The organism is Pseudomonas sp. MIACH, assembly GCF_001269925.1.
GTDB lineage: Bacteria > Pseudomonadota > Gammaproteobacteria > Pseudomonadales > Pseudomonadaceae > Aquipseudomonas.
The window spans coordinates 173,824-197,909 of record NZ_LHVO01000052.1; the positions used below are offsets into that span (position 1 = coordinate 173,824).

Annotated in this window: 29 protein-coding genes; 26 read left to right on the forward strand and 3 right to left on the reverse strand. The window is 57.0% G+C overall.

The window, feature by feature from the left end; all coding sequences use genetic code 11:
- The first annotated feature begins 194 nt into the window (after positions 1-194).
- Positions 195-2,162 carry a DNA topoisomerase III gene (locus AD670_RS20275; RefSeq protein ID WP_053136406.1) on the forward strand — a complete coding sequence of 656 codons (1,968 nt, stop codon included), beginning with the start codon at positions 195-197 and terminating at the stop codon, positions 2,160-2,162.
- A 42-nt stretch (positions 2,163-2,204) separates the two neighbouring features.
- On the opposite strand, the gene AD670_RS20280 is transcribed toward AD670_RS20275, so the two are convergent.
- A complete protein-coding gene (locus AD670_RS20280) occupies positions 2,205-2,462 on the reverse strand; it encodes a hypothetical protein (protein WP_046035427.1) in 258 nt (85 codons plus the stop codon).
- Positions 2,463-2,670: 208 nt separating this feature from the next.
- Here AD670_RS20280 and AD670_RS20285 point away from each other — a divergent pair, with 208 nt between their 5' ends.
- The 12 genes from AD670_RS20285 (at position 2,671) to AD670_RS20335 (ending at position 12,253) form a co-directional block, all read left to right on the forward strand.
- Positions 2,671-3,012, forward strand: coding sequence for a helix-turn-helix domain-containing protein (locus AD670_RS20285; RefSeq protein ID WP_003235829.1), 342 nt, complete (start codon positions 2,671-2,673; stop codon positions 3,010-3,012).
- A 912-nt stretch (positions 3,013-3,924) separates the two neighbouring features.
- Positions 3,925-4,506: an STY4534 family ICE replication protein gene (locus AD670_RS20290; RefSeq protein WP_053136409.1), complete on the forward strand. Its 582-nt coding sequence runs from the start codon at positions 3,925-3,927 to the stop codon at positions 4,504-4,506.
- 71 nt (positions 4,507-4,577) lie between these two features.
- On the forward strand, positions 4,578-4,835 hold the full coding sequence (locus tag AD670_RS20295; protein ID WP_053136411.1) for a hypothetical protein: 258 nt from the start codon (positions 4,578-4,580) through the stop codon (positions 4,833-4,835).
- A 101-nt stretch (positions 4,836-4,936) separates the two neighbouring features.
- Positions 4,937-5,431, forward strand: coding sequence for a DNA repair protein RadC (gene radC / locus AD670_RS20300; RefSeq protein WP_053136415.1), 495 nt, complete (start codon positions 4,937-4,939; stop codon positions 5,429-5,431).
- A gap of 52 nt (positions 5,432-5,483) precedes the next feature.
- The gene (locus AD670_RS20305; RefSeq protein WP_053136416.1) at positions 5,484-6,230 is read left to right on the forward strand and encodes a hypothetical protein; all 747 of its coding nucleotides are present in this window, start codon (positions 5,484-5,486) and stop codon (positions 6,228-6,230) included.
- A 106-nt stretch (positions 6,231-6,336) separates the two neighbouring features.
- Positions 6,337-6,879 carry a PilL N-terminal domain-containing protein gene (locus AD670_RS20310; protein WP_053136419.1) on the forward strand — a complete coding sequence of 181 codons (543 nt, stop codon included), beginning with the start codon at positions 6,337-6,339 and terminating at the stop codon, positions 6,877-6,879.
- Positions 6,876-7,547 (forward strand): chemotaxis protein, encoded by a 672-nt coding sequence (locus AD670_RS20315; protein WP_053136422.1) that lies wholly within the window; start codon positions 6,876-6,878, stop codon positions 7,545-7,547. The genes AD670_RS20310 and AD670_RS20315 overlap by 4 nt, the downstream gene beginning before the upstream one ends.
- Positions 7,548-7,556: 9 nt before the next feature.
- On the forward strand, positions 7,557-8,276 hold the full coding sequence (locus tag AD670_RS20320) for a TIGR03759 family integrating conjugative element protein (protein ID WP_053136424.1): 720 nt from the start codon (positions 7,557-7,559) through the stop codon (positions 8,274-8,276).
- Positions 8,258-8,806: a lytic transglycosylase gene (locus AD670_RS31065; RefSeq protein WP_082341012.1), complete on the forward strand. Its 549-nt coding sequence runs from the start codon at positions 8,258-8,260 to the stop codon at positions 8,804-8,806. The genes AD670_RS20320 and AD670_RS31065 overlap by 19 nt, the downstream gene beginning before the upstream one ends.
- On the forward strand, positions 8,803-9,318 hold the full coding sequence (locus AD670_RS20325; protein WP_053136427.1) for an integrating conjugative element protein: 516 nt from the start codon (positions 8,803-8,805) through the stop codon (positions 9,316-9,318). The genes AD670_RS31065 and AD670_RS20325 overlap by 4 nt, the downstream gene beginning before the upstream one ends.
- A 9-nt stretch (positions 9,319-9,327) precedes the next feature.
- A complete protein-coding gene (gene traD / locus AD670_RS20330) occupies positions 9,328-11,433 on the forward strand; it encodes a type IV conjugative transfer system coupling protein TraD (protein ID WP_053136430.1) in 2,106 nt (701 codons plus the stop codon).
- Positions 11,434-11,521: 88 nt separating this feature from the next.
- Positions 11,522-12,253 carry a TIGR03747 family integrating conjugative element membrane protein gene (locus AD670_RS20335; RefSeq protein WP_053136433.1) on the forward strand — a complete coding sequence of 244 codons (732 nt, stop codon included), beginning with the start codon at positions 11,522-11,524 and terminating at the stop codon, positions 12,251-12,253.
- A gap of 20 nt (positions 12,254-12,273) precedes the next feature.
- Here the strand turns inward: AD670_RS20335 and AD670_RS31070 are convergent, their stop codons facing one another.
- The gene (locus AD670_RS31070) at positions 12,274-12,855 is read right to left on the reverse strand and encodes a hypothetical protein (RefSeq protein ID WP_169794366.1); all 582 of its coding nucleotides are present in this window, start codon (positions 12,853-12,855) and stop codon (positions 12,274-12,276) included.
- A gap of 297 nt (positions 12,856-13,152) precedes the next feature.
- On the opposite strand from AD670_RS31070, the gene AD670_RS31075 reads away from it, so the two are divergent.
- The 9 genes from AD670_RS31075 to AD670_RS20380 are packed head-to-tail and all read left to right on the forward strand — an operon-like array spanning position 13,153 to position 20,623.
- Complete coding sequence (locus tag AD670_RS31075) at positions 13,153-13,488, forward strand: RAQPRD family integrative conjugative element protein (protein WP_082341014.1); 336 nt, start codon at positions 13,153-13,155, stop codon at positions 13,486-13,488.
- The gene (locus tag AD670_RS20345) at positions 13,485-13,724 is read left to right on the forward strand and encodes a TIGR03758 family integrating conjugative element protein (protein WP_053136439.1); all 240 of its coding nucleotides are present in this window, start codon (positions 13,485-13,487) and stop codon (positions 13,722-13,724) included. The genes AD670_RS31075 and AD670_RS20345 overlap by 4 nt, the downstream gene beginning before the upstream one ends.
- Before the next feature lie 17 nt (positions 13,725-13,741).
- Positions 13,742-14,113, forward strand: coding sequence for a TIGR03745 family integrating conjugative element membrane protein (locus tag AD670_RS20350; protein WP_053136441.1), 372 nt, complete (start codon positions 13,742-13,744; stop codon positions 14,111-14,113).
- 7 nt (positions 14,114-14,120) lie between these two features.
- Entirely contained in the window at positions 14,121-14,534 is a 414-nt protein-coding gene (locus tag AD670_RS20355) for a TIGR03750 family conjugal transfer protein (RefSeq protein ID WP_053136445.1), read from the forward strand.
- Positions 14,531-15,172 (forward strand): PFL_4703 family integrating conjugative element protein, encoded by a 642-nt coding sequence (locus tag AD670_RS20360; RefSeq protein ID WP_053136448.1) that lies wholly within the window; start codon positions 14,531-14,533, stop codon positions 15,170-15,172. Before AD670_RS20355 ends, AD670_RS20360 begins: the two co-directional genes overlap by 4 nt.
- Positions 15,169-15,981 carry a TIGR03749 family integrating conjugative element protein gene (locus tag AD670_RS20365; protein WP_053136451.1) on the forward strand — a complete coding sequence of 271 codons (813 nt, stop codon included), beginning with the start codon at positions 15,169-15,171 and terminating at the stop codon, positions 15,979-15,981. Before AD670_RS20360 ends, AD670_RS20365 begins: the two co-directional genes overlap by 4 nt.
- Positions 15,971-17,488: a TIGR03752 family integrating conjugative element protein gene (locus tag AD670_RS20370; protein WP_053136454.1), complete on the forward strand. Its 1,518-nt coding sequence runs from the start codon at positions 15,971-15,973 to the stop codon at positions 17,486-17,488. The genes AD670_RS20365 and AD670_RS20370 overlap by 11 nt, the downstream gene beginning before the upstream one ends.
- Positions 17,451-17,867: a TIGR03751 family conjugal transfer lipoprotein gene (locus AD670_RS20375; protein WP_053136457.1), complete on the forward strand. Its 417-nt coding sequence runs from the start codon at positions 17,451-17,453 to the stop codon at positions 17,865-17,867. The genes AD670_RS20370 and AD670_RS20375 overlap by 38 nt, the downstream gene beginning before the upstream one ends.
- Positions 17,867-20,623, forward strand: coding sequence for a conjugative transfer ATPase (locus AD670_RS20380; RefSeq protein ID WP_053136462.1), 2,757 nt, complete (start codon positions 17,867-17,869; stop codon positions 20,621-20,623). The genes AD670_RS20375 and AD670_RS20380 overlap by 1 nt, the downstream gene beginning before the upstream one ends.
- A 39-nt stretch (positions 20,624-20,662) precedes the next feature.
- On the opposite strand, the gene AD670_RS31705 is transcribed toward AD670_RS20380, so the two are convergent.
- Positions 20,663-20,920 (reverse strand): LasR-specific antiactivator QslA, encoded by a 258-nt coding sequence (locus AD670_RS31705; protein ID WP_073162531.1) that lies wholly within the window; start codon positions 20,918-20,920, stop codon positions 20,663-20,665.
- A gap of 157 nt (positions 20,921-21,077) precedes the next feature.
- On the opposite strand from AD670_RS31705, the gene AD670_RS20385 reads away from it, so the two are divergent.
- From AD670_RS20385 to AD670_RS31085, 4 genes are all read left to right on the forward strand, one after another.
- Positions 21,078-21,332 carry a helix-turn-helix domain-containing protein gene (locus AD670_RS20385; protein WP_053136465.1) on the forward strand — a complete coding sequence of 85 codons (255 nt, stop codon included), beginning with the start codon at positions 21,078-21,080 and terminating at the stop codon, positions 21,330-21,332.
- 105 nt (positions 21,333-21,437) lie between these two features.
- Positions 21,438-22,394, forward strand: a complete 957-nt coding sequence (locus AD670_RS20390; protein WP_053136468.1) for a TIGR03756 family integrating conjugative element protein — start codon at positions 21,438-21,440, stop codon at positions 22,392-22,394.
- Positions 22,391-23,773 (forward strand): integrating conjugative element protein, encoded by a 1,383-nt coding sequence (locus AD670_RS20395; protein ID WP_053136471.1) that lies wholly within the window; start codon positions 22,391-22,393, stop codon positions 23,771-23,773. The genes AD670_RS20390 and AD670_RS20395 overlap by 4 nt, the downstream gene beginning before the upstream one ends.
- 3 nt (positions 23,774-23,776) lie before the next feature.
- Positions 23,777-24,085 (forward strand): hypothetical protein, encoded by a 309-nt coding sequence (locus AD670_RS31085; RefSeq protein WP_073162538.1) that lies wholly within the window; start codon positions 23,777-23,779, stop codon positions 24,083-24,085.
- Position 24,086 lies beyond the last annotated feature (1 nt).

Sequence of the window (24,086 nt, forward strand, 5' to 3'; positions counted from 1 at the left end):
CGAAGTTCCAGGCCTGTCATTGCTCGCTGCTCATGAAGTCCCCCACCCATTTACAAACGCTCCAAAGGTAGCAGCTTCAGCCAACTCAAAGCCGCCCTCACCGACTAATATGAGGAACCTGCCATTCGGGTTTCTCATATCTCGCCCCTGCTACTTCGAACAACGCTGCTCCGAACTCAATCCGGAGTAGTTATATGCGCCTCTTCCTCTGCGAAAAACCTTCCCAGGGTCGTGACATCGCCAAGGTTCTCGGAGCCATCCAGCGTGGCGATGGTTGCCTGATCGGCCCCGAGACAACTGTCACATGGTGTATCGGCCACCTACTGGAAACGGCCCCGCCTGAAGCCTACGGCACTCAATACAAGAACTGGTCGTTGGACCATCTACCGATCATTCCGGCGCAGTGGCAAGTGCAGGTCAAACCCAAGACTGCCGCGCAGTTCAAAATCATCAAACGCCTGCTCAGCGAAGCCACCACCGTTGTCATCGCAACCGACGCCGACCGCGAAGGTGAGATGATTGCCCGCGAATTATTGGAGCTCTGCCAGTACCAAGGCGCTGTTCAGCGCCTCTGGCTGTCCGCACTCAACGAAGCATCGATTCGCAGGGCACTGACCTCGCTGAAGTCTGGTCAGGAGACCTTCCCGCTCTATCACTCGGCCCTCGCCCGCAGCCGTGCCGACTGGCTGATTGGCATGAACCTCAGTCGTTTGTTTACCCTTCTTGGTCGGCGGGCAGGCTACGACGGCGTTTTGTCAGTGGGGCGCGTCCAGACACCCACCTTACGTCTGGTGGTCGATCGGGATCGTGCGATTGTCGGCTTCGTCCCGGTACCTTACTGGAACATTGAGGTACACCTATCGTCGATGGGCCAGCGATTCATCGCGTCGTGGTTACCGCCATGCTCAGGACGGGACGAGTCGGGGCGTTGCCTACAACAAGTGCTTGCCCATCACGCGGTCCAAACAATCACCGACGAGAAGTCCGCCACGGTAATCTCGTTACATACTGAGCATTTCCGAGAACCGCCGCCCCTGCCCTTCGACCTAAGCACGTTGCAGGAAGTCTGCTCGCGTGAGCTGGGGCTCGGCGTCCAGGAAACCCTGAACATCGCCCAAGCCCTGTATGAAACCCACAAAGCCACCACCTACCCGCGCAGCGATTGCCGCTATTTGCCAGAGAATATGCTCAACGAGGCACCCGCGGTACTCAATGCCCTGCTCAAAACGGATCCTGCACTCAAACCTGCATTCGGGGGCCTCGATCAATCACTGCGCTCCCGCGCATGGAACAATGCCAAGGTCACCGCGCACCACGGCATCATCCCCACCACCGAACCGGCAAACCTGGTGCGGATGTCCGAACAAGAACGCCATGTCTACGAACTGATCCGTAGCCACTACCTAGCGCAGTTTCTTCCGCATCATGAGTTTGATCGGACCCAGGTCGAACTGGCGTGTGGCGAAGAACGATTGACCGCTGTGGGCAAACTGATCTTGGTCCAGGGCTGGAAAAGCTTGCTCTCCGAAAACACCGAGGAGGATGAGCCCAGTCACAAATCCCAAATCTTACCCATCTTGCAACAGGGCACGCAGTGCGCAGTGGACAATGTCGAACTCAAGTCCATGCGAACTGCCGCTCCTAAACCTCTCACCGAGGGTGATCTGATCAAGGCGATGAAAAACGTCGCCAAGCTTGTCAACGACCCACGCCTGAAACAGAAACTTCGGGACACCACCGGTATCGGAACCGAAGCCACACGAGCTGGCATTATCAAAGGGTTGATTGATCGCGGTTATTTACTGAAGAAAAAACGCGCGTTAATAGCTACGGCGGCGGCCCATACCCTGATCGAGGCGGTACCCGCTGCAGTTGCGGATCCTGGCATGACCGCGATCTGGGAGCAGGCGCTTGAGGAAATCGAAGCGGGACGTCTGACCTTGGAGGCGTTCGTCGCAAAGCAGGCGAACTGGATTGCTAAGTTGGTCGAACACTATGGAGCGCTCAACTTGTCGATACCGGTCGAAGCCGGCCCGGCCTGCCCCATTTGCAATGCCTCAATGATCAAGCGGAAGGGCAAATCTGGGCCGTTCTGGTCATGCTCGCAGTATCCGAACTGCAAGGGCACTACGCAGTTCAGAAAAGAGACGCGCCGCGCATGACAGTTCGATTGAGATCAACATGAAGTTAGGGTGGTGCACAGCTCAGTGCATCATCAGCGGCGCCTGATCCCGCTCCAAGTCGATCAAAGGTTGTCCGACTTCACGGGCCAAAGCGATGCCTGTCGAAATCCATATCTGCCCCAGTTCGTTGAAGGCTTTTAGGTGGGCAGGATCTTCGTTGAGCCAATGAACAAGGCGTTCGAAGTATTCGGGGTTATCCGGGCAGTCATGAATCTTGATGAACAGCTCCAGTGTTTGATCCCAAATCAGATCCATGTCGTCCTTGCTCTCATCTTCCATGCTCAACCATCCCTCAACTTGGTCCTGTCAGACCGTCGTTCTTAATAACCACTCTGGACTCTGATCCCTGGAGGGACAGAAACCACGTCGCGATATACAGCTGTTTCAGTCACTATAACAACCCACTGAGTCGATACTCAACCCTTAAGGATGTTCATGTCAACGGGTCTTTGCTCAACCATTCGGGTTGAACTGGAGAACTCATCACTTGGCACATAAACATCCAACCCAAGCCCAAATCGGGCGCATGATCGCGAAGCACCGCAGCGAGCGTAATCTGACCCAGGAAGAGGTGGCTGAACGTTTAGGGATCGGTAGCGAAGCCATCTCGCGCCTGGAGCGGGGTGTAGTGGAGCTTTCAGTGGTCAAGCTGATGCAACTGGCTGATATTTTCGATTGCCGGATGGACGAACTCCTGACGGCATCGAGTAATCGCCCCAATGACCAGGGTCAGATGATCGCGGGTCTGCTGAGTGGACTGAAAGAAAGCGACCGTGCCTTTATCTTGGCAACCGTCGAACAATTGGCCGCACATCTCGGCAGTAAGTAACCTCTTTCATCGTGTTCAACGTAGCGTCTTATGAAGGGGGCCTGAAGGCTTGACGTCGTATTGACGTATCTGCTGTAGTAGCTTCGGATAACCGCCAACGGCGACCCAAGACCGATTAGCTCCGGGCAGTTCGGTCAAACTCTTCGAGTTCGGAGCCTCCTCTTCTGCGGAATTTAATTCCCGTTTTTTTGCTCGACCTGATTGTGGTGGCGGATGACCACTGTTGCCTCTACCCGGCAATAGCGGTCATCCGCTTCGGCGATCGTATTCAGTCCCGGAGCCCACCGGGGAGACACAGGGCACCCTTTGTGCGCGGATGCGTGCCAGCATATTCCGACCCAGGCCACGACAAGGGTCGGTTGGCGAATCATTGCGCAGTTCAACCAAGTTTTGCGAGGAGCTTGTCGACTGCGTTGGACCGTCAAAGGTGGTTTTTCTCTTCCTCGCCTGGCACACCGCTAGGCCCACTCTTCTTTTTTTCATTTTCTTAATTCCAGTGACTACCACCGTATTCCGGCCTTAAAAAATCGGGTTGTGGCGTCTTGACGCTCCCCTGTGACTGGCTTATACAAGGGGCGTGGTTTGCTGTCGTTGACAGCCCAGCCCAGGTAGCCAAAACCTTCAAGGCTACGCCACGTTCGTGGTGGTTTACCCAAGTGCGATCAGCGTTCGGAAGCTCGCGCGGTTGCCGCTTAAGCGGTGATGAATGCCGACTACTCCATGCCTGCGGATTACCACCGCAGACGCTCCTCTGCTGCACAGCTATTCCCCCAGAAGCATCGCTCGGATGGTCATCGGCTTGCCGGTGACGAGTCGTTCATTGCTTGACTTCATCTTACCCAACCTGACGGGGGCTCACTTTCCCGTCAGGGGCTGTGCGTCGCCGTTTTCCCTTGAAACAGGAGAATCACCATGGCCTACGCCAACCAATCCCAAGAAGCGACTTCTTACTTCAACCTGCACACCGTCGGTATCGGCTACCTCAACCGTGTTCGTGAAGTACAGGTCCGCCGCGGTCAGCCATTCATGGCCTGCGATATAGCAGCCTTGCATGGTGCCTCCGATGCGGTGGAGTACACCCGCTTTGATTGCAAAGTCGCTGGTGGCGAAGCTGACCGTTTGATTCGTCTCTATATGGACGCCGTCAAGGCCGAGAAAAAGGTCTTGCTGTCGTTCCGTATTGGTGACCTGTGGATCGACCCATTTCTCTATGAGAAAGGCGATAAACAAGGCCAACCTGGCGCCAGCTTGAAAGGTCGTTTGCTGTTCATCGACTGGATCAAGGTCAATGGCAAGTTCGAATACAAAGCGCCCGCCAGGCAGGAAGCAACAGCACCTGCTGAGCCAGCGCAGATCAATGAACCCTCTCCAACGTCGGCTGATGCCGAAGCGGAGGATACCGACAACCCTACAGGGGCCAGGATTGAACCTGAATCTCCAACCACTCCCCGCACGGCCCGCCGTGTCGCCACACGTGCTGTTCAGTCCGCCTGAACAATCCATGATGTTTTACATCAAGGCGCTCAATCGAGCGCCTTTTCTTCAACTAGCACAGGAGAACCAATATGGAATCCTTCTGGCTTTGCGACGACTGCCTGTTCGGTGCGGCTTACGAGGACTACAGCACGTTATCGCTGTATTACTCGCCGGATGAGATCGAACAACGCATCGCCGCGATACACCGTAGGCTGGTTCGCTTATTGCCCATCAGTGCCGACTTCGATCCCGAAACCGGCTGGGGCATAAGAGCCTTTTCTCCATTGCCTTGCGACGGTTGTGGTTCACCTCTACACGGTCAACGCCACCGATACACTCGGCTGTAAACTCTACATCACCTGCAAACGCCTGCAACTCCACACCCACTCTGGGGATACCACTCCCCTTGGGCGTGTACCCCCTGATTATTCCCTTCGGAGGTAGCGCCATGAGCCCCCAACTCACACTGATTGAGACCTCGGATTTCGAGACTGATCGCATTGTCCAAGAAAACCAGCTGATCGACGAAGCGCTGCATATTCTGGATCGTCGGCTTTTCGCCCGCGGGCCTATCCTGACGTCGCCTGACACCGTAGCGGCTTACCTAAAATTGCGTCTTGCGCACCAAGAACATGAAGTCTTTGGTGTGGTTTTTTTTGATGCCCAGCACCGGGTGCTGGCGTTCGAAATCCTCTTTCACGGCAGCATTGATGGCGCCAGCGTTTACCCCCGCCAAGTCGTTAAGCGTTCCCTCGCGCATAACGCTGCGGCCGCCATTTTTGTTCACAACCACCCCTCAGGGTGTACGGAACCCAGCCAGGCGGATCGCGTCTTGACCGCTCGGTTGAAAGAGGCCTTGGCCTTGATCGACGTGTGCGTACTGGATCACTTCATCGTGGGTGAAGGTCGCCCGCTCTCCCTTGCCGAATACGGCTGGCTTTAACCCTCACAGGCGCCTACGGGCGCCTTATTCATTTTCATTCTGGAGCACGGTCATGAACCCCACACACCAAGCCCCCGCCCTGCTGATCGCCTCAAATCCATTTACTCGCGGCTACGACAAACTTTATATCGAACGGCTGTTAATGATCGCCTACGAGGACGGTTGTCCTCCCTGCTTTCGGCCTATGCACAACTCCCAGGCGCATCTGCCCGACGATACGTTGCAACTGGTCCCCTGCATCTTCAATGATGATTTCGCCTTGATCAGCGAAGGCCAATCCATTTTGAATGAATTGGATGGTTGCTGCCCGTCCAACGGACTGGTGCACCAGGTGGTCTATGCCGTAATAGGCGAAGTGTTCAACGAGCAGTGCCACGTCGCGGACTTTGACTCCTTGAAAGAAGCCAAGTCCGTGGTCCATCGCTTGAGTTTCGAGACTGGACACTACAGCCGAGCTTGGGAGATCAGTACCGCACACCTCACTGAAGAAGCATTGCGCTACTTGGAACACCGGGCGGGCTATTTCGACTCTAGCCCAACCGGACTGCTGTTCGAACCCTTTGTCCTGACGGACTGCAATGGCGTCGGGTGTAAGCTGATCGGCACGCCCTGGACAGACGATAACCTGGTAAAAATCGAGGGCTGTTCTTACTCATCGCTGAGGCAAGAACAACTCGATGCCGGTACGCCGGCAGCCTTGGTCAACGTACTGTATTTGGCGGCATTGGCGGATGTGCGATTGTTGATCTTCGATCCCGACGCTGCTGTCTTGGATGGACTAGCTATCTATGATGCATAGCAAAGTATTTAGCGTTAACACGACCTGCCATAAATCGGATTTCTCACTGAATCGCTCCTTCACCTCATGTCAGGTTCTGCACTGAATCTGACATGAGGTTTTTTTCATGGAGCGTTTTTTTACGCCTGTCTGCCTGCTGGTTTTTTTGAGTGCCTGCAGCGCGCAAATCCCCACCACATTGCCAACTAATCCAAAGATCGACATTGGCTCCAATTTGACCCAATTATCAAGGAGCCCGGCCGTAGCAAGCCATCCGGCGGAGATTCGTTATGGTCGCTATACGCTGGTGAGCACAGAGCCCACTACGGAGCAACGTGATCTTCTCGCTCAAATCATTGATGTGAACATACAGTCCAACCTTAATCCCTCGGTACAGGAGGCGATGCACTACGTGCTGCAGCGCTCGGGTTATTCGCTCTGCCCTGCCACCGAGCCAGTAAAGACACTTTTCACTCGGCCTCTGCCTGCTGCCCATTTTCAGCTCGGTCCGATTCCGTTACGCAGCGCACTACAGGTACTGGCTGGCTCCGCCTGGCAACTCACGACCGATGAGGTCAGCCGTTCGGTCTGCTTCGAACAGCAGAAAGCTGATGTCGGCATCGTGCGGGCTACACCAGAATCGTCCCACCAGGCGGAGGCACGTCCATGAAAGCTTCGACGTTTCAAACCATAATTGTTGGCTTACTTTGCATGGCAGTCGCCGGGCTGAGCGGCGGTTTGTTTAACCAGTATCAGCGCATGGCCGAGCTACAGAGTACGAACACCCAGCGCTTACAAACTTTGGACAACTTGCAACGTGATTTAAGCGCGCTCAAGGACGCACAGGAGAAACTGCAGTACGCGCTGAAAGACTTGAAGCAGATGGTCGATACCGGTGAACAACAGGCCAATACCCTCGATCCGATGCTGGATCAGTGGGCGCAAGAGATACAGGAGATGCGCGACGGTCTGGCAGACCGCGCCACCGTGAAAGACCTGACAGCTCTAAGCGGACGCTTTGAGCACGTCGAACAGCAGCTACTGGAGCTCAAGACTCAGCCAACCCTCCCACCGCCAACCTCTTCCGCGAACAAGCCGAAAAAGACGGCTCGCCCAAAATCCGTCCCGCTATCGCCACCGTTCTCAGTGTTGGGTGTCGAGTCCCGCGGGGGTGAGCGCTTTTTGGCAGTCGCACCTCATGACAGTAGCTCTCTCATAGATGTTCGGCTGCTGCATGCCGGCGAGCAGTTCGGAGCCTGGCACCTGAAAGTGCTTGAGCCGCACTCAGCCATATTCTCGGTGGCCGCTCAGCCAGATCAGACCGTGCAACTCCCTTGAGAAGCGATCATGAACAGAGTGCCACTACTCCCCTTCGTTTGTCTCGCGTCACTACTGGCCATAGGCACTGCGATGGGCACCCCTGCCACGACACGGTCACAGATCCAGGACACACAATCCACTCCGCTGGGACGCTCGCACTCTGAACAGGCCGCAAGCTGGGGGCTCACGGAGCAGGAGTGGACACACTTCGAACAGATCCAAGCCGGCCCACGCGGTTTCTGGAGCCCGAACCTCGATCCGTTGACCGCCCTCGGGGTTGAGGCCCAGACCGACCAAGAACGCCAGCGCTATGCCGAATTACAGGTAGCACTGGAAGCCAAACGCGCCGAGCGTGAATTGGCCTACCAAAACGCTTACACCGCGGCCTGGATCAAGCTGTTTCCTGGGCAGCTACCGATCCAGGGCATGGCATCTTCTTCCCCTACCAGCTCATCAGTCGCCCCGCGCACAGCCCTGTTTGTAGAGGACCACTGCACTGCATGCACCACTGAAGCACAACGTTTGCAGAACAGTGACACGGCGTTCGATATCTACCTGGTGGGCAGCCAAGGCGAGGATGAACGCGTCCGCAGTTGGGCTCGGCAAGCGGACATTGATCCGGCCAAGGTTCAACGCCGGCAGATTACCCTGAACCATGACCGTGGTCGATGGTTCAGCCTGGGGGCTCCGGGGCCATTGCCCGCCACATTTCAACAGGTGAATGGACAATGGCAACGTCTCGATTGATTGCTATTGCGCTCCTGCTGACGGTGCACACGGTTCGGGCTAACGAACTTCCGCCTCCGGCTTATCAACTGGCGGCGCATGACGCCAACATCCCTTCTACGGTGTTGTTCGCGATTGCCTTACAGGAGAGCGGTATTCGCGTCCGTGGTCGACTGCTGCCGTGGCCTTGGACCCTGAATATCGCCGGAACACCCTACCGTTTCGCCACTCGCCAGGCCGCATGTCACGCCTTGCTCCAGGCGCTCACACAATATGACGCTAAACGGGTCGACGCCGGACTTGGGCAAACCAACCTGGGTTATCACCGACAACGTTTTTCCAGTCCCTGCGAAGCTCTCGAACCCTACCGCAATCTAGCTGTGACTGCCGCCCTGCTGCAAGAGCATCACGCCGTCACCGGTGACTGGGTTTCAGCCGCAGGGCGTTATCACCGCCCTGCGGGAGGTTTACCCGCCGCGCGCTACCGCGATGGATTCTCTCGGCACCTCGCACGGCTACAGGCTTCCGCTGAACAAGGCACACCACCATGAAACGAATTCCTATTGCCTATTACTTCTTCCTGCTCTTGGCTGCTTTCGCCCAGTCGAAACAATCCGTTGCAGAAGACCAGTTTGGCGGCCTCACCCATCCCCATCTTCAAGTTACCAGGCCGCCCATAAACAACAATATCCAACCTGGTCGCGCCATGCATGCGGACTTGTCCACGTTTGCCGATGAAACCTGGATATTACCCGTTCACAGCTCCCACTTGAGCCCCGGCCAAATCAAGTCTCGCGCCTTAAACATGCCGGGATTACGGCCATTTTTCCTGGTGGGTGAGGATACCCACTCACTGGCTTGGTTGCGTCAACGCGCGACTGAATTGCAGGAAATGGGCGCGGCTGGTCTAGCGGTTGAAGTAACCGATGCCGAAGCTTTGATCCGGATTCGAGCAGCCGCCCCAGGCATCACCATCCTGCCGGTCAACGGTAACGACATCGCCACCCGCTTGAAGATCGAGCACTACCCCGTCTTGATCACCGCCACCTCATTGGAACAATGAGTCCAGGTCATGGCCGAACATGCGATGGAGTCCAAGCTCCGGCCGGCGGTGGAGTTGTACACAGTAGCGATCTGCATCGCCGCCGCGGTGTTGTGCGTGTACTCGCCCTGGGCTGTGGCCCTGTCACCCGAAATCGGGCTGGTTGCGGCGCTGGCCTATACCCTATTCGGCCTGATACGCCTGCGACAAGCCTGGGAGGTGTTGCGCTATCGGCGCAATATCCGTCGGCTATCCCGCTACGAGCTGACCAGTCGGCAGATTCCGGTCAGTTGTAAGCGTCTGTTCATGGGGCGCGGATTTCGCTGGACCCGCATACATACCCAGCGCCTGGTCGAGGCTCAGGACCCAGCGGTCGCCCATTATGTCGACCAACCGACACGCTATCGCATGGCCCGTGGTCTCGAACGGTCCCTTGAGCATGCACCGTTTCCGCTCTCGATATTGGCCCGTGTCACTGCCTGGGACAGTGCCTTCAATCCGTTGCGCCCTTTACCACCGGTAGGAGGCTCGCCACTGCTGCATGGGGTCGAGCCCGATGAAACGGAAGTCAGTCTGCCACTGGGCGAACGGGTCGGTCACACCCTGGTGCTAGGCACGACCCGCGTCGGCAAGACGCGACTCGCCGAGGTGTACATCACGCAGGACATTCATCGCGTTGAACATGAGGTAGTGATTGTCTTCGATCCGAAGGGCGATGCCGACTTGCTCAAGCGCATGTACGTCGAAGCCAAACGCGCCGGTCGGGAGAAAGAGTTTTATGTCTTCCATCTGGGCTGGCCAGAAATCTCCGCCCGCTACAACGCGGTGGGACGTTTCGGACGTATTTCTGAGGTGGCATCTCGCATTGCTGGGCAGCTCAGTGGAGAAGGTAACTCCGCGGCCTTCCGTGAATTCGCCTGGCGTTTCGTCAACATCATCGCACGGGCGCTGATCGAGTTGGGCCGACGCCCGGACTATCTGCAGATTCAGCGGCATGTGGTCAACATCGATGCGCTGTTCATCGAATACGCCCAGCAGTTTTTCGCCAAGACCGACCCGAAAGCCTGGGAGGTGATCGTCCAGCTCGAAGGCAAGCTCACCGAGAAGAACATTCCCCGGCATATGATAGGACGCGAAAAGCGGGTGGTGGCCATCGAGCAACACCTGGCGGTGAAGCGTGTATTTGATCCGGTGATGGACGGACTGCGTTCAGCGGTACGCTACGACCGCACTTACTTCGACAAAATCGTGGCCTCGCTGCTGCCGCTACTGGAGAAACTCACCACCGGCAAGACCGCCCAGTTACTGGCTCCCAACTACACCGACCTGGATGACCCGCGGCCGATCTTCGACTGGATGCAGATCATCCGAAAACGCGGCATCGTCTACGTTGGCCTGGATGCGCTGACTGATGCCGAAGTGGCCGCCGCCGTGGGCAATTCGATGTTCGCCGACTTGGTCTCGGTCGCGGGACATATCTACAAACATGGCATTGACCATGGGCTGCCTCAATCTGGCAACGCTGGTGACAAACTGCCAATCAACCTGCATGCCGATGAGTTCAACGAGTTGATGGGCGATGAGTTCATTCCGCTGATCAACAAGGGGGGCGGTGCTGGTATCCAGGTAACCGCCTACACCCAAACCCTCAGCGATATCGAAGCACGTATAGGCAACCGCGCCAAGGCCGGCCAGGTGGTCGGCAATTTCAACACCCTACAGATGCTGCGGGTGCGCGAAACAGCGACCGCGGAACTGCTCACCCAGCAGTTGCCCAAGGTTAATGTGCTGACCAAGACCTTGGTCTCGGGCGCGACTGACACCTCCGATCCGGAGGCCAACACGGACTTCACCTCGTCCTCACAGGACCGTGTCAGCAGCACCAGTATGCCGTTGATCGAGCCAGCGCACATCGTCAGCTTGCCCAAGGGGCAAATGTTCTCCTTCCAGGCCGGTGGGCAGCTCTGGAAAGTCCGCATGCCGTTGCCAAAACCCTCCAACGACGATGCTATGCCCAAGGACCTTCAGGAGCTCACTCAAATGATGCGGGCGGCTTACAACGAGCAGGCGGGTCAATGGTGGAGTGCAAGCGGTGGCGGCCCAACTACAAACTTCGATTTGGATCAGGTGGGTTAGCCCGGCCCCACCACAGGAGTCGATTCAGTAGCAAGCTATTCAGAAGATTTTGTGACGACACCAAATGCAAAGCACAATGGAGTGAACGATGGCGACCTCCGTCCGGAATACGCCGCCACAACCGCCCCAGCGCCCGGGATTGATCATCTCGGCGATAGGCTTAGCTCTGCGGATTATCGGCTTGTTAATTGCCTCATTGCTGTTCTCGATCTTGATCGAGTGGGCAGGTGTGATCTTCTTCTGGGAGGATCAAGGCTGGAGACACAGCCAAGGCATGCTGATCAACGAACTGGGCTGGCTTAGCGACCACTTCAAATCTTCACTCATTCTCCAACAACCCGGGCAGATGATCGTCCAGGTACTGGATCTCCTCACCCAGTGGCTTTTGGTCAAAACTGGATTTGCGGACTTTGCTAGTCAGGCCCGGGTGTCGAGCCAGGGAAACGGGTTCTGGCACTGGACCAATCAGCTCTACGTGAGTATTGAAGATTTCGTGCTGGCCGCTGTGTACGTTACTTTTACCTTTGTAGTGCGTCTGACCATTCTGCTCTTATCCACGCCGCTGTTCTTACTGAGCATGCTCACTGGCTTTGTTGATGGGTTAATGCGCCGTGATCTGCGCAAATTTGGCGCTGGGCAAGAAAGCAGCTTTGTTTATCACCGTGCTAAGCGAGCAGTGTTACCACTGCTGAGCGTGCCCTGGATTATTTACCTATCCCTACCGTTTTCGCTCAATCCGATGGCGATTTTTTTACCTTGCGCGGTGATGCTCGGCATAGCAACCGCTATCACCTCGGCAATGTTCAAAAAATATCTTTGATAGAACGTACTGCTGGAGTGCTAAACCATCCCGGTCAGCTTAGCCAACACCGCTACAACATAACCGCCGATTATAGACAAACCAACAATACCCCACGGCCGCTGCCACCAATCACTGGAAGGAGATGGCGGCATTGCTTGCTGGTAAAAATTGATTTGGCCGATGTGGTTTGCGTTGACTTGGGTTACGGCCCCACTCTGCATCGAGCTGCGCCACTGGGCTTCCTCAAGACGCTCAAGCTGGACCTGAACACGCCCATTGAGCTGTCTAGCAGAAAGAAGCAATTGCTTTCCAACAATCATCACACCCAGCAAACCGAGAAACAGCAAATTCCCATAGCTGAGTGGGTTTTCCTGACTGAGGGTGGGCGCGTTGTTCCATACAAAACCGATATAGGGCGATGTGATTTGGTAGATGTCGGCTACCAGATTTTGCATCAGTCCACCCAAATGGCCAAAAAGAGGTGACTCAGCAAGTTTCGCCGCTTGATGGTGCAAAGATTTCAACGATGAAACCAAATAAAATAGCGCACCAAAGAAAATCAAGGATAAACCCATGCCCTGTCGAAGACGATACCGCCGAATTGCTTGTTGGATATTCACTCTATGCACTCACTCTACGTTACTGATCTCGTTCGCGCTCCGCGCCCTGCTAAAATTTTTTAAGCAGAATCAAACGTTAACGGCGCTTAATCGCTTTTCATGAGAAATCTAGATCACTCAGTGGTCCGACTGCGTCCCTTTCTCTCCAAGTTTTCTAACCCTCGACGCGGTATCCAAGCTCGCCACGTAGTCAGCGCCTGTATCGAAATAAAATGACGCAGCGTGTTTCATTTTTTTTACTGCTAAGCCCTAGCCGTCAGTTGGATGCTAGACCCAATAACCAAATGGGCTATCCACATGCCGACTGTACTATGCCGAATCTGTTGTCTACTCGTACTGATCTCGTTCAATAGTGGCAGCTATGCCGCATCTGCTAATGAGCAGGATCAGTTGAGTCTGATTTTGCAGCAACTCGATACTATCGAGCATCTTGCGACACGAGCCAAGATAGCTAGCCCGACTGAATCATTCGAACGTTACCGCTTTGACTATCCCCGCCTAACTGAAGACATCCAACGCATCCGCCAGGGTGTGCAGGACTATCTCTCCCCCTCCCGCGCTCAACCTCGCGACTCCACTGAGTTGGTCGGAGAATACCGTCTCGACACACCATCCGCAGAGTCCTCGCCATGAGCATGACTGACGCCCAGACCGCCGCCTTTCAAAACGCTTCCGGCTTCTCGGCACAGAGCAGCTCGACACTGTGGCTGTCCTTGGTTCTCGTCCTGGCTTTGCTGTGGTGTGCCTGGGTGATGTGGACCGCTTACCGGGGCTGGGCGACAGGAAGCGTGCGCTTTGGTGCCTTTGGCGGCAGTGCTGCGCGCGTACTGCTCACCTTGCTGATTTTGATGTTCTTCACCCTGTCCTAACATCGGAGATCGCCATCATGCTCAAGTGCCTTGCCCCTCTCAAAAACAACCTGCGTGATCGTGCAAACCAATGCTTGATAGGTCTGATGCTGGTCCTTGGTCCAGGCCTAGCTTTTGCCGAGCTACCGACCATGGAGGCGCCTTCCCGAGGCGAAGGTTCCGGATTGATCGAAACGATCAAAAACTACGCCTACGACGCCGGCATTCTACTAGGCCTGCTGATTGCCCTTCTCGCGTTTCTCGGCGTGGCTTGGCATTCCCTGACCGTATTTGCCGACGTCCAAAACCAGCGCAAGACCTGGAAAGACCTCGGCGCGGTAGTCGGTATCGGCGCCCTGTTGGTGGTGATCATCATCTGGTTTCTCACCAAGGCTGCCTCGATTCTGTGAGGTCGACATGAACGACACTATCGAACGCCTTGCCGACGGCACCGTGGCCTTTCTGCCGGAGCGACTCAATCGTGATCCAGCCGTATTGCGCGGTTTAACCAATGATGAAATGTGGGTAGCCCTAGGCACAGGCGCCGTCATTGGCCTCCTGGTCGGCGTTCCTCTGGCGATCGCCACCGCCTCGATTGCCGTGGCGCCCACCAGCATGATCGCAGGCATGACAGTGGTATTATTGGTCGGGGGCACGCTACTGCGTCGGGCCAAACGTGCTCGTCCCGAGACCTGGTTGTACCGCAAGCTCGAATGGATACTCGCCAGCCGTTGGCGCCTGGGGCGTGGAAGTTTGATTCTCCACTCCGGCGCCTGGACAGTTCGCCGTTCGCGTCGACTTGGCCACGCCCTGTCCCGGTGGCAGCCATGAGTCGATTTCGAAACAAGGTCGATGCCCAACAGGCACATATCTTCAGCCTGCGTCTGGCGATAGTGATGCTCGCTCTACTAAGCGCCGGGCTATGGTATGGCTGGCGCTCAGCACCGACCGATCTGACCGTGCATGTCCCCCCTGATCTGCGCGCGGGCAGCACGCGCAAGTGGTGGGATGTCCCCCCAGAGAATGTGTATGCCTTTGCCCTGTACATCTTTGGCCAACTCAACCGCTGGCCCTCGGATGGCGAGCAGGATTATCGCCGCGCCATCTATGGCTTGCAGTCCTACCTGACACCTGCCTGCAAGGCCTTCCTCGACGGAGACTACGAGTACCGCAAGGCCGCCGGCGAGTTGCGCCAGCGGGTGCGTGGCGTCTACGAAATTCTGGGCCGTGGCTACAGCGAAGATCCGGAACTCAGGGTCAAGCAACTCGACCGCGACAGCTGGCTGGTCACGCTCGACCTCAACGCCGATGAGTATTACGCCGCCGAACCGGTAAAACGGGTGGTGGTGCGCTATCCATTGCACGTGGTGCGTTTTGACCTGGATCCCGAGCGCAACAAGTGGGGGCTGGCTCTGGACTGCTACCAGGGCACTCCGCAAAAAATCTTCCTGCCTGGAGGTGAACCATGAAGCGGATGTCGACCCTGGGACTCACCGTCGCACTAACGCTGTGGGGAGTCGCGGCAAAGGCCGTCGAGCTGATGCATTGGGAACGCCTCCCCCTCGCGGTCCCGCTGGTGATCAATCAGGAGCGAGTGGTATTTGTCGATGAGGCTGTTCGCGTCGGCGTGCCCTCAAACTTGACGGGCAAGCTGCGCGTGCAATCCACCGGCGGCACGCTGTACCTGCGCGCGTCGGAAGCCATTGCCCCGACCCGACTGCAACTGCAATCAGTCGCGACGGGTGAGATCATCCTGCTGGATATCGCGGCCACGCCTGGCGATCAACCGCTGGAGCCGGTGCGTATTCTCAAGCATGCTCCGGTGCAGGCTGCCGAGACTGAATCGAGCACCGCCCCTGTTCAAGAACGTACGCCGATCCCGGTCGCGTTGACCCGCTATGCCGCACAGAGCCTGTACGCGCCGCTGCGCACCGTAGAATCCCTACCCGGCGTCCGCCGCGTCCCACTCAAGCTGCGCAGCGAACTGCCGACCCTGTTGCCGAGCGAAAACGTGTCCAGTACGCCCACCGCCGCCTGGCGACTCGGTGATTACTGGGTGACGGTGGTGAAGTTGCGCAATCGTGGTTCAGAGACGGTGCAACTCGATCCACGTCGGCTTCAGGCCACGCTGTTCGCCGCGACCTTCCAGCATGCTTTCCTCGGGCCGGTCGGCAGTGCGGAAGACACCACTATTGCCTACCTCATCACGCGCGGTGCCGGCCTCGAACACGCCCTGATGCTTCCGCCCGTTGCGCGAGGTGCTGACGATGAAGGCTAACGCCTTGCTCAAATGGCTAGTACCAGCTGCGCTGCTGGGCGTAGTGCTGATCATCATGAAAAGCTGGGTCGCGGGAGGCAGTACGCCTTCTCCAGAGCACCCAGTTGATCAGGGCGATATTCAATTATCTGCCGAGCAAGCCAAGTCGCTCGGCATTGCGGGCGATACCCCACGCGACACGGTCGCCACCTTGGTAGGCCAAGTGAAGGCCATGCGCAGCGACATGCTCGGTTTGAAGAAACACAATGATTCACTGCAAACGGAAAACAACCGTCTACGTGAGCGGGAAAACAGCGTCGACTCGCGTATTCAGACGGCACTTGGCAGTGTGACCCAGCAGGTAGACGAAGGCCGCCGACAAGCCAATGAAGCACGCCTCAAAGCGGAACAAGACAGTCGTCAGGCTCGCGGTCTGCTGACGCAATTGCAGGAACAGTTGTCGGGGCTGACCGGCAAAAGCAAGGATATGCCGATCGGACTGGGGCTTGAACCGGGCGATGGGGACCAGTTCGAAGGGCGGCATTCTGCCAACGATGCGCTGCAGTGGATTGAACCCTCGGATGCTCCCTCCACCGAAGCCCGAGGCAAAACCAAGACCTCTTCCGCACCGAGTCTGCCTAATGCCTTCAACTCGCTCGAGGGCTTGAAGGACAATGCCATCGACCGCAGCCAAAAGCAGTTACGCGAGGTCACCAAGGGTGAGCGTGACCTGACGCGATCCGGTGATCGTACCGAAGGTGCGAAGCCGGTCTACACCATTCCCGAAAATGCGACATTGATGGGCTCGGTCGCCATGACCGCGCTGATTGGCCGAGTCCCGGTGGATGGCACCGTGAATGATCCCTATCCCTTCAAGGTGCTGGTCGGTCCGGAAAACCTGACGGCCAACGGCATCGACCTGCCAGACGTCGCGGGGGCTGTGATGAGCGGCACGGCGTCCGGTGACTGGACCCTGTCATGCGTACGCGGACAGGTCGAGTCGATCACTTTTGTGTTTACCGATGGCACCATCCGCACGGTGCCTCAGCCGAAAGCGGTATCCAGCCGCAATGTCTCCACCACCCAGAGCTCAAACACCGACAAGATCCGCGGTGGACTCGGTTACCTCTCCGATCCGTATGGCATTCCCTGCATCGCCGGCGACCGCCGCTCGAACGCCCAGCAGTACCTCGGTAGCCAGAGCCTGATCACTGCTGCCGGCGCGGGTGTCGCTGCCTTGCTCGGGAATGAGCAAAACAACAGCAGCGTGATCAGCTCTGGCGGCAGTGCCTTCGGGGTCACCAGCAGCAGTGGCAATAGCACACTGAACTCAATTCTCAGTGGTGGGGTCAGCGACATTCGCGAGTGGGTCAACAAACTGTATGGCGAAGCCTTTGCTGCCGTGTATGTACCACCTGCAGCACAGGTCGCCCTACACCTCGACCATGAGATCACCATCGACTACGAGCCCAAGGGCCGGAGCGTTCGCCATGAAAAAGATCCTACGTCTCTATCTGATCTGGATTAGCTTGCTCTGCTGGGTCCTGACGGGGTGTTCCACCGACAAGGACACACTTTTGCCGCATGGCGAGCAAACCATGCTGGACATCTGGAACGGCGCCGGCTCACAGGGTACTCAACAGCAACTGTTGGATGCTCGGCAACAGTTGCGTCGCCCGTTGGCTCAAACAGATCTCTACGCTGCGCTCCAGGAACCGTATACGCGTACAGCAGCGAATGAAATTCGCAACCTGTTCCCTCGCCTGCCCAATCCTGATTTGGTGATGTACGTGTATCCGCATCTGAGTGGTACCGAGCAGGCACCAGTGCCGGGGTACTCGACCGTCTTTCCATTCTACCAACGGGTGCAGTACGCACTGCCGGGTGAACGTCAGGAAAACCTGTAATGTGTAGCGACGATACGGGCAACTGCACGTCTGCATGGAAAGCCTGGCGCAACCCATTGCGCGCCCGCGCCACACTGGCCGATGAAGCTGCGCTCTATGCGCACAATCCCAGCTTCACCGATCATCTGCCGTGGGTCGAATACCTCGAAACCGAGCAGTGTTTTCTACTAGATGACAATCGCTCTGTGGGTGCGGTTTTCGAGCTACTGCCCATCGGCACCGAAGGGCGCGAACCCGATTGGCTAATGGCAGCCCGCGATGCCCTCGAAGATGCCCTGCAGGATAGCTTTGATGAGCTGGATCAAGCGCCTTGGGTGGCGCAGTTTTTCTGCCAGGACGACAATGACTTCACCCCCTATCTGACTTGGCTAACAGATTATATTCAGGACAGCGCCCGAGGCACAGTTTTCACCGAAGCATACCTGGAACTTATTCGCCGACATCTGAAAGCCATCTCCAAGCCTGGCGGCCTGTTCGAAGATAAGGCAATCACGCGCCTGCCCTGGCGAGGAAACAACCGTCGGGTGCGATTGGTGATCTATCGCTGGCTTGAGTCTGACGGTGAGGAGGCGGGACTCAACCCAGTGCAATCGCTGCAACAAACTTGCGAACGTGTCGCTGTTTCGTTGCAGGCGTGCGGGGTGCAATCGACGCGAGTCGATGGCCGAGGTTTGTATGCATGGTTGTTGCCCTGGTTCAATCCAGCCCCCAAGCTCACAGATGAATCGCCCGAAGACTTTTACCGCCGCGTGGCCTATCCGGGGTCTGACGAGAGCGAGTCGCTGGAACTACCTTTCGATCATGACTTTGCCGAACGGTTGTTCTTTAACGAACCGCGTTCGAACGTGCAGCATGGACTCTGGCTTTTTGATGATCACCCCCACCGGGTAATGGTCGTGGACAAGCTGCGCCGGGCGCCATTGATTGGTCAACTCACTGGCGAAATCCGCAAGGGCGACGCGGTGAATGCCCTTTTCGACCAGCTACCCGAAGGCACGGTGATGAGCCTGACCTTGGTGGTCAAACCGCAGGATGTACTCGAGGATCAGTTGAACCGTTTAGCCCGCAAAGCGATCGGTGAAAACCTTGCCTCGACCCAAGCCCGTCAGGATGTTGAAGAGGCTCGTGCGATCATCGGCCGTCAGCACAAGCTGTACCGCGGCACGATGGCGTTTTACGTGCGCGGTTACGATGAACAGCAACTGCGCCAGCGCTCGGTCAGCCTAGCCAATGCGCTGCTGGGTGCGGGCCTGCAGCCGGTACGCGAAGGCGATGAAGTCGCGGCCTGCAACAGCTACCTGCGTTGGTTACCGATGGCTTACAACCCAGCCCGCGACACACGTAACTGGTACACACGTCTGATGTTCGTCCAACACCTGGCAAACCTCGTTCCAGTCTGGGGACGCAGCATTGGCACCGGCCACCCGGGTATTACACTGTTTAATCGTGGTGGGTCGCCTTTGAGCTTTGATCCGTTGTCACGTTTAGACAGGGCAATGAACGGCCACCTGCTGTTATTCGGCCCCACCGGCGCCGGCAAGTCAGCGACCCTAGTCACCTTGTTGATGCAGATCATGGCTATATACCGCCCTCGCCTATTTATCGTAGAGGCTGGCAACTCGTTCGGCCTGCAGGGTGACTACTTCGCGACCCAGGGCTTGTCGATCAACAAGGTCCAATTGAAACCTGGTGCCCCGGTCAGTCTCGCCCCATTCGGCGATGCCTGGCGCCTGGTCAAACAACCGGATCAAGTGGCGAGTCTTTCCATTGATGAGTGGGACGATGAAACAGTCGCCAGTCGAGAGGACCAGCGCGATGTGCTCGGCGAGTTGGAAATCACCGCTCGCCTGATGATCACCGGCGGCGAGGCCAAAGAAGAGGCGCGACTGAGTCGAGCTGATCGTAGCTTGATTCGTGAGTGTATTCTCGATGCGGCGCAAACCTGTGTCGCAACGAACCGTCAAGTACTGACCCGCGATGTGCGCAACGCTTTACTGCGCGTCGCCAAGGACTCGCGCTTACCGGAAAAGCGTCGCGAACGTGCACAGGAAATGGGCGAGTCCATCGATCTCTTTTGCCAGGGCTTCGAGGGTGAGCTCTTCGACCGTGAAGGCACTCCGTGGCCGGAGAGCGATGTGACCATCGTTGATCTCGCAACTTACGCTCGCGAAGGCTATGAGGCTCAGATGTCTATTAGCTACATCAGCCTGATGAACACCGTAAACAACCTCGCCGAGCGCGACCAGTACTTGGGCCGACCGATCATCATGGTCACCGACGAGGGGCATATCATTACCAAGAATCCGCTGCTGGCGCCTTTCGTGGTTAAGGGCACGAAGATGTGGCGCAAGCTCGGCGCCTGGTTCTGGCTAGCCACGCAAAACCTTGCGGACTTTCCCACGGCTGCGCAGACCATGCTCAACATGATCGAATGGTGGATTTGCTTGAATATGCCGCCCGCGGAGATTGAGGAAATCGCAAGGTTCAAAAAGCTCACGCCGGCGCAGAAAGCCTTGCTGCTTTCCGCTGGTAAGGAGCCGGGAAAATACACTGAAGGGGTCGTGCTATCTCAAAAAATTGAGACGCTGTTTCGGGCCGTACCACCCAGTCTTTATCTTGCCTTGGCGATGACGGAACCTGAAGAGAAGGCCGAGCGCTGGACACTGATGCAGGACCTCGGCTGCTCAGAACTGGAAGCAGCGTATCGAGTAGCTGAACGGATCGATAGCGCACGAGGGATAAACCCGAATAGGTGAGTCTATTTTGATCGCGCGCGCCCTAAAGCCAACGGCGGGTTATCGTGATGTTCCTTGAAGCCGCTGCTGAATCCTCAATAAGAATCCAGCCTCAAAAGCGTCTTGGCAGCAACCTGCGGGAAAGGTCTTGCGTGTTTGCGCTAGCTCCCACCACAGTGGAACGTCGCCGGGCGCATCTAGCCAAGCCTGAGCGCATTGCACGCCACGCTCAATCATTGAGGAAAATTCGCTACCCCACGGAGTCAGAAGACTTGGGCAACCATCCGCCGCTGGAATTGAAACGTAGTTTTCGTCCATACACACCTAAATTTCTGATTTATTTTCAGACGCAAAGTCCAGCTTCGAAAACTTTTAAGCGCTCGCTTACAGCCATAAGCCTTCAAATGGCATAGATCAGCCCTAATGCAGACTATATCCCGTGGATTGAGAGTCCCTCAAGGCGCAATTTGCGCGCATGACTCAAGACTACGAACAGCTACGTCTGCAACTGGCGGAAAACATCCGCTTGATGCGGCGCGTGAAAAACCTTTCCCAAGAGCAGCTCGCGCTAATGGCCGAGGTCGATCGCACCTACGTTAGTCAAATTGAACGATGCACGGGCAATCCGTCGTTGTTAGTTCTTTGTAAGCTCGCGAGCGTTTTCGAAATTACCGCAGATCAGTTACTTGTGGAACCCGAGGTACTGCGTAGCTCCCTTCACGCCAAATAATAGTCTTACGTATCACAAAGCCGATAGATTGGCCTTCATAATATCCGCTGACAATCTCCAGCCCCTCACCGATTCTGCCCAGGCCATACATATTGAGCCTGGATTATGACTGCCGTCTATTCGTCAATATCGCCCGCAAGACTACGCCCCTTGGCGCTGAGCATCCTACTGGCATGCGGCCCAAGCGTGGCGCTGGACACCGGAAGCATCACGTCCTCCGTGCTTTCGCCAGAGTGTCTCGAATACAGGGTCGTCGGCATTTGCTTCTGGCTGCTCTGCACGCCATTCGGCTGCACAATCAAAACCTCGACCAAGGTTCGTCATTTCATTCCTGAACTGGTGGTCTCAAGCTACACCGCTACGGGCAATAACCCATGGACCGAGATGGCCACCCTCTCCTCTCCTATCAGCGGTGCGGAAGGTGGCGGCAATCTGATCACGCCGAGCGCTCAGCGCAACAACCTGCCCCGTTTCAAGAACGTTGATGGTATCGGCCACCCTGGCGGATGGGCAGCCACGCAACTGGCTTCGCAATCCGGCTACGCCTGCGCCAGCGGCGCAACTGCGTTTATGCCTTACTACTTGAGTACCTTGGACTCACTGGCTTGGCGCCATGGGATACCGGAAAATTTCTACCCCGAGTCACTTGTGCCTGGGATCCGCGAAGTCGGCAGTCAAGTCTTAGGAAGCATGTGGGGTAACATTTATCCCCGGCAGGGTTTTCTGGTACAGCCCGACGATTTCAAGGCAGCCGCAGTCATGGCACAACGGGCCGGTGATGTGGTTACCCGAAACTGGCAGACGCATGTGTACTTACCACTCACACCAGCCAAACGCGACGGCTACTGGCCACCCGGCCCGATCGTCGAAAACGACGCTTCGACCCACAAATGGCAATTGCTCTCCCCCCAAATTCAGCCCACGTGCGCCATCTTCCCCAGCAATCCAGTCCAGAGCGCGGATGGCGGCTACGCCTGGTCGCTTTGGCGTCCCTATAGCTGCTGCAAACGTGAGGGACAGACGTTTCTATTCAGCATCGACTTCGAAGGAGGTGCTTCATGAGTCGGCTTCTCGCACGACCATGGTTGGGCGCGATGAGTCTGTTGTTCTGTGGACTGTTTGCCATGGCCACGCATGCCCACTCCGCCGAAGGCGATTACCGCCTGGGCACTCAAGGCGAAGTGCTTGATGACCGCGTGATGTACACCATTGGTGGCGGCTCGGCAGTCGGTTCACCGAGTTCGCTCTATCGACCCAGTGGTCTCGGTGTCGGTGGTTCTTGGCGAGCGAACATGATGTGCGGAAACATGAGCCTCACCAACACCCTGCAAAACCAGCTGAACGGCGTCACCGAAGGTTTCCAGCAGATCATGGGCAGTATCGTGCAGAACGCGACCCAAGCCGTTATGTCGCTGCCGGCCTTGATCATACAGCGCGCCAACCCAGGTCTCTATGAGTTGCTAAGTAACGGGGTGATGCAGGGGCGCATCGACTTCGACCGCTCCAAGCTGACCTGCCAGGCCATGGCCGAAAAGATGGCGGACAAGGTCGGTCAAGCTGGCTGGGGCGCGCTGGCCAAGAACCAAGAAATGCAAGGCAATCTGGAGCAAACCGGCGGTGATGCGGTGGCCGCGGTGAAAAACACCGAGGCCCATAACGGCAACAATGGAGTGGCCTGGGTCGGCGGTTCAAAGGCCGGAGGTGATGGGCAGACGCCCATTCGTGTGACTTCCGACGTGGTGCGCGCGGGCTATAACCTGCTGCATAACCGGTCAGTAGATGACAGCACCTCAATCAATAGCAGCGACTGCTTAGGTGGGACTATTTGTCAGACCTGGGCTTCGCCCCAAGAGGAAGCCGAATGGGCCGTTCGCGTACTGGGCGAGAGCGAAGTCGCGACCTGTGACAGCTGCGAAACCCTGCGCGCGACCGCGGGTAGCGGATTGACGCCGTTGATCCAGGAGGCCTACGGCGAGCGACTGAAATCCTTGCAAGGGTTGCTATCGGGCTCTCTGCCGCCTACCCCTGACAACCTTGCGAAAGCCTCGAGCCCAATGCTGCCGGTGACCCGTGGCGTGGTTGAAGCCCTGCGCGACGATCCCGACCAGGATCTGCTGGCACGACGCCTGGCCAGCGAGACAGCCTTGTCCAGCGTACTCGACAAGGCGCTCCTGCTACTGCGTACGCTGCTGGCGGGCAGTCACGAACCGAACATCGCTTCCGCCGAGCCGGCGCAAATCGCCTTAACGAAAAACATCGACGCCCTGGAGCGCGAAATACGCCTGCTGCAGACCGAACTGCAGGTTCGCCAGCTGCTGGCTACCAACACCGCCAGCCTTGTGCTCGATCGGCATGCCGGTGGTGCCGATGCTTCGCGTAAAGTCGAGCAAGGCGACCCCGAGCCCGGTCGACTCAATGATGCTGACGCCAGACGAAAGTAAGCCATGAAACGTTCACGGCTATTCACTTTGCTTTCAGGTCTGGGCATTACCGCGGCGATGATCCTGAGCGTCGCACTGGTCGCCTGGATCGGCCTCACTGCACTGGGTAGTTTCGAGGCCTGGCAGCAGGCATTCGCATCCGTAAGACCTTATCTGCGGTGGTGGCGTGCCTTGCTATACAGCGCCCTCTTTGCGATCTGGTGGGATCTACTTCGACGCTACCGACATCGACCACAGGATCGATTGCGCGTGAAGTGCATCGGAGCGTTAGGGCTCGTGCTCGTTACTTGCGTCGAACTCACCCGACTGTGAG

Excerpts from the sequence above, each read along its gene's own strand:
- AD670_RS20345 (WP_053136439.1), top strand. The coding sequence starts at position 13,485 with ATGAGCATGACTGACGCCCAGACCGCCGCCTTTCAAAACGCTTCCGGC.
- traD (WP_053136430.1), top strand. The coding sequence starts at position 9,328 with ATGGCCGAACATGCGATGGAGTCCAAGCTCCGGCCGGCGGTGGAGTTG.
- AD670_RS20325 (WP_053136427.1), top strand. The coding sequence starts at position 8,803 with ATGAAACGAATTCCTATTGCCTATTACTTCTTCCTGCTCTTGGCTGCT.
- AD670_RS20370 (WP_053136454.1), top strand. The coding sequence starts at position 15,971 with ATGAAGGCTAACGCCTTGCTCAAATGGCTAGTACCAGCTGCGCTGCTG.
- AD670_RS20315 (WP_053136422.1), top strand. The coding sequence starts at position 6,876 with ATGAAAGCTTCGACGTTTCAAACCATAATTGTTGGCTTACTTTGCATG.
- AD670_RS20380 (WP_053136462.1), top strand. The coding sequence starts at position 17,867 with ATGTGTAGCGACGATACGGGCAACTGCACGTCTGCATGGAAAGCCTGG.
- AD670_RS20290 (WP_053136409.1), top strand. The coding sequence starts at position 3,925 with ATGGCCTACGCCAACCAATCCCAAGAAGCGACTTCTTACTTCAACCTG.
- AD670_RS31085 (WP_073162538.1), top strand. The coding sequence starts at position 23,777 with ATGAAACGTTCACGGCTATTCACTTTGCTTTCAGGTCTGGGCATTACC.
- AD670_RS20305 (WP_053136416.1), top strand. The coding sequence starts at position 5,484 with ATGAACCCCACACACCAAGCCCCCGCCCTGCTGATCGCCTCAAATCCA.
- AD670_RS20295 (WP_053136411.1), top strand. The coding sequence starts at position 4,578 with ATGGAATCCTTCTGGCTTTGCGACGACTGCCTGTTCGGTGCGGCTTAC.
- AD670_RS20335 (WP_053136433.1), top strand. The coding sequence starts at position 11,522 with ATGGCGACCTCCGTCCGGAATACGCCGCCACAACCGCCCCAGCGCCCG.
- AD670_RS20280 (WP_046035427.1), bottom strand. The coding sequence starts at position 2,462 with ATGGAAGATGAGAGCAAGGACGACATGGATCTGATTTGGGATCAAACA.
- AD670_RS31075 (WP_082341014.1), top strand. The coding sequence starts at position 13,153 with ATGCCGACTGTACTATGCCGAATCTGTTGTCTACTCGTACTGATCTCG.
- AD670_RS20320 (WP_053136424.1), top strand. The coding sequence starts at position 7,557 with ATGAACAGAGTGCCACTACTCCCCTTCGTTTGTCTCGCGTCACTACTG.
- AD670_RS20375 (WP_053136457.1), top strand. The coding sequence starts at position 17,451 with ATGAAAAAGATCCTACGTCTCTATCTGATCTGGATTAGCTTGCTCTGC.
- AD670_RS20310 (WP_053136419.1), top strand. The coding sequence starts at position 6,337 with ATGGAGCGTTTTTTTACGCCTGTCTGCCTGCTGGTTTTTTTGAGTGCC.
- AD670_RS20350 (WP_053136441.1), top strand. The coding sequence starts at position 13,742 with ATGCTCAAGTGCCTTGCCCCTCTCAAAAACAACCTGCGTGATCGTGCA.
- AD670_RS20395 (WP_053136471.1), top strand. The coding sequence starts at position 22,391 with ATGAGTCGGCTTCTCGCACGACCATGGTTGGGCGCGATGAGTCTGTTG.
- AD670_RS20355 (WP_053136445.1), top strand. The coding sequence starts at position 14,121 with ATGAACGACACTATCGAACGCCTTGCCGACGGCACCGTGGCCTTTCTG.
- AD670_RS31065 (WP_082341012.1), top strand. The coding sequence starts at position 8,258 with ATGGCAACGTCTCGATTGATTGCTATTGCGCTCCTGCTGACGGTGCAC.
- radC (WP_053136415.1), top strand. The coding sequence starts at position 4,937 with ATGAGCCCCCAACTCACACTGATTGAGACCTCGGATTTCGAGACTGAT.
- AD670_RS20390 (WP_053136468.1), top strand. The coding sequence starts at position 21,438 with ATGACTGCCGTCTATTCGTCAATATCGCCCGCAAGACTACGCCCCTTG.
- AD670_RS20385 (WP_053136465.1), top strand. The coding sequence starts at position 21,078 with ATGACTCAAGACTACGAACAGCTACGTCTGCAACTGGCGGAAAACATC.
- AD670_RS20360 (WP_053136448.1), top strand. The coding sequence starts at position 14,531 with ATGAGTCGATTTCGAAACAAGGTCGATGCCCAACAGGCACATATCTTC.
- AD670_RS20275 (WP_053136406.1), top strand. The coding sequence starts at position 195 with ATGCGCCTCTTCCTCTGCGAAAAACCTTCCCAGGGTCGTGACATCGCC.
- AD670_RS20365 (WP_053136451.1), top strand. The coding sequence starts at position 15,169 with ATGAAGCGGATGTCGACCCTGGGACTCACCGTCGCACTAACGCTGTGG.
- AD670_RS31705 (WP_073162531.1), bottom strand. The coding sequence starts at position 20,920 with ATGGACGAAAACTACGTTTCAATTCCAGCGGCGGATGGTTGCCCAAGT.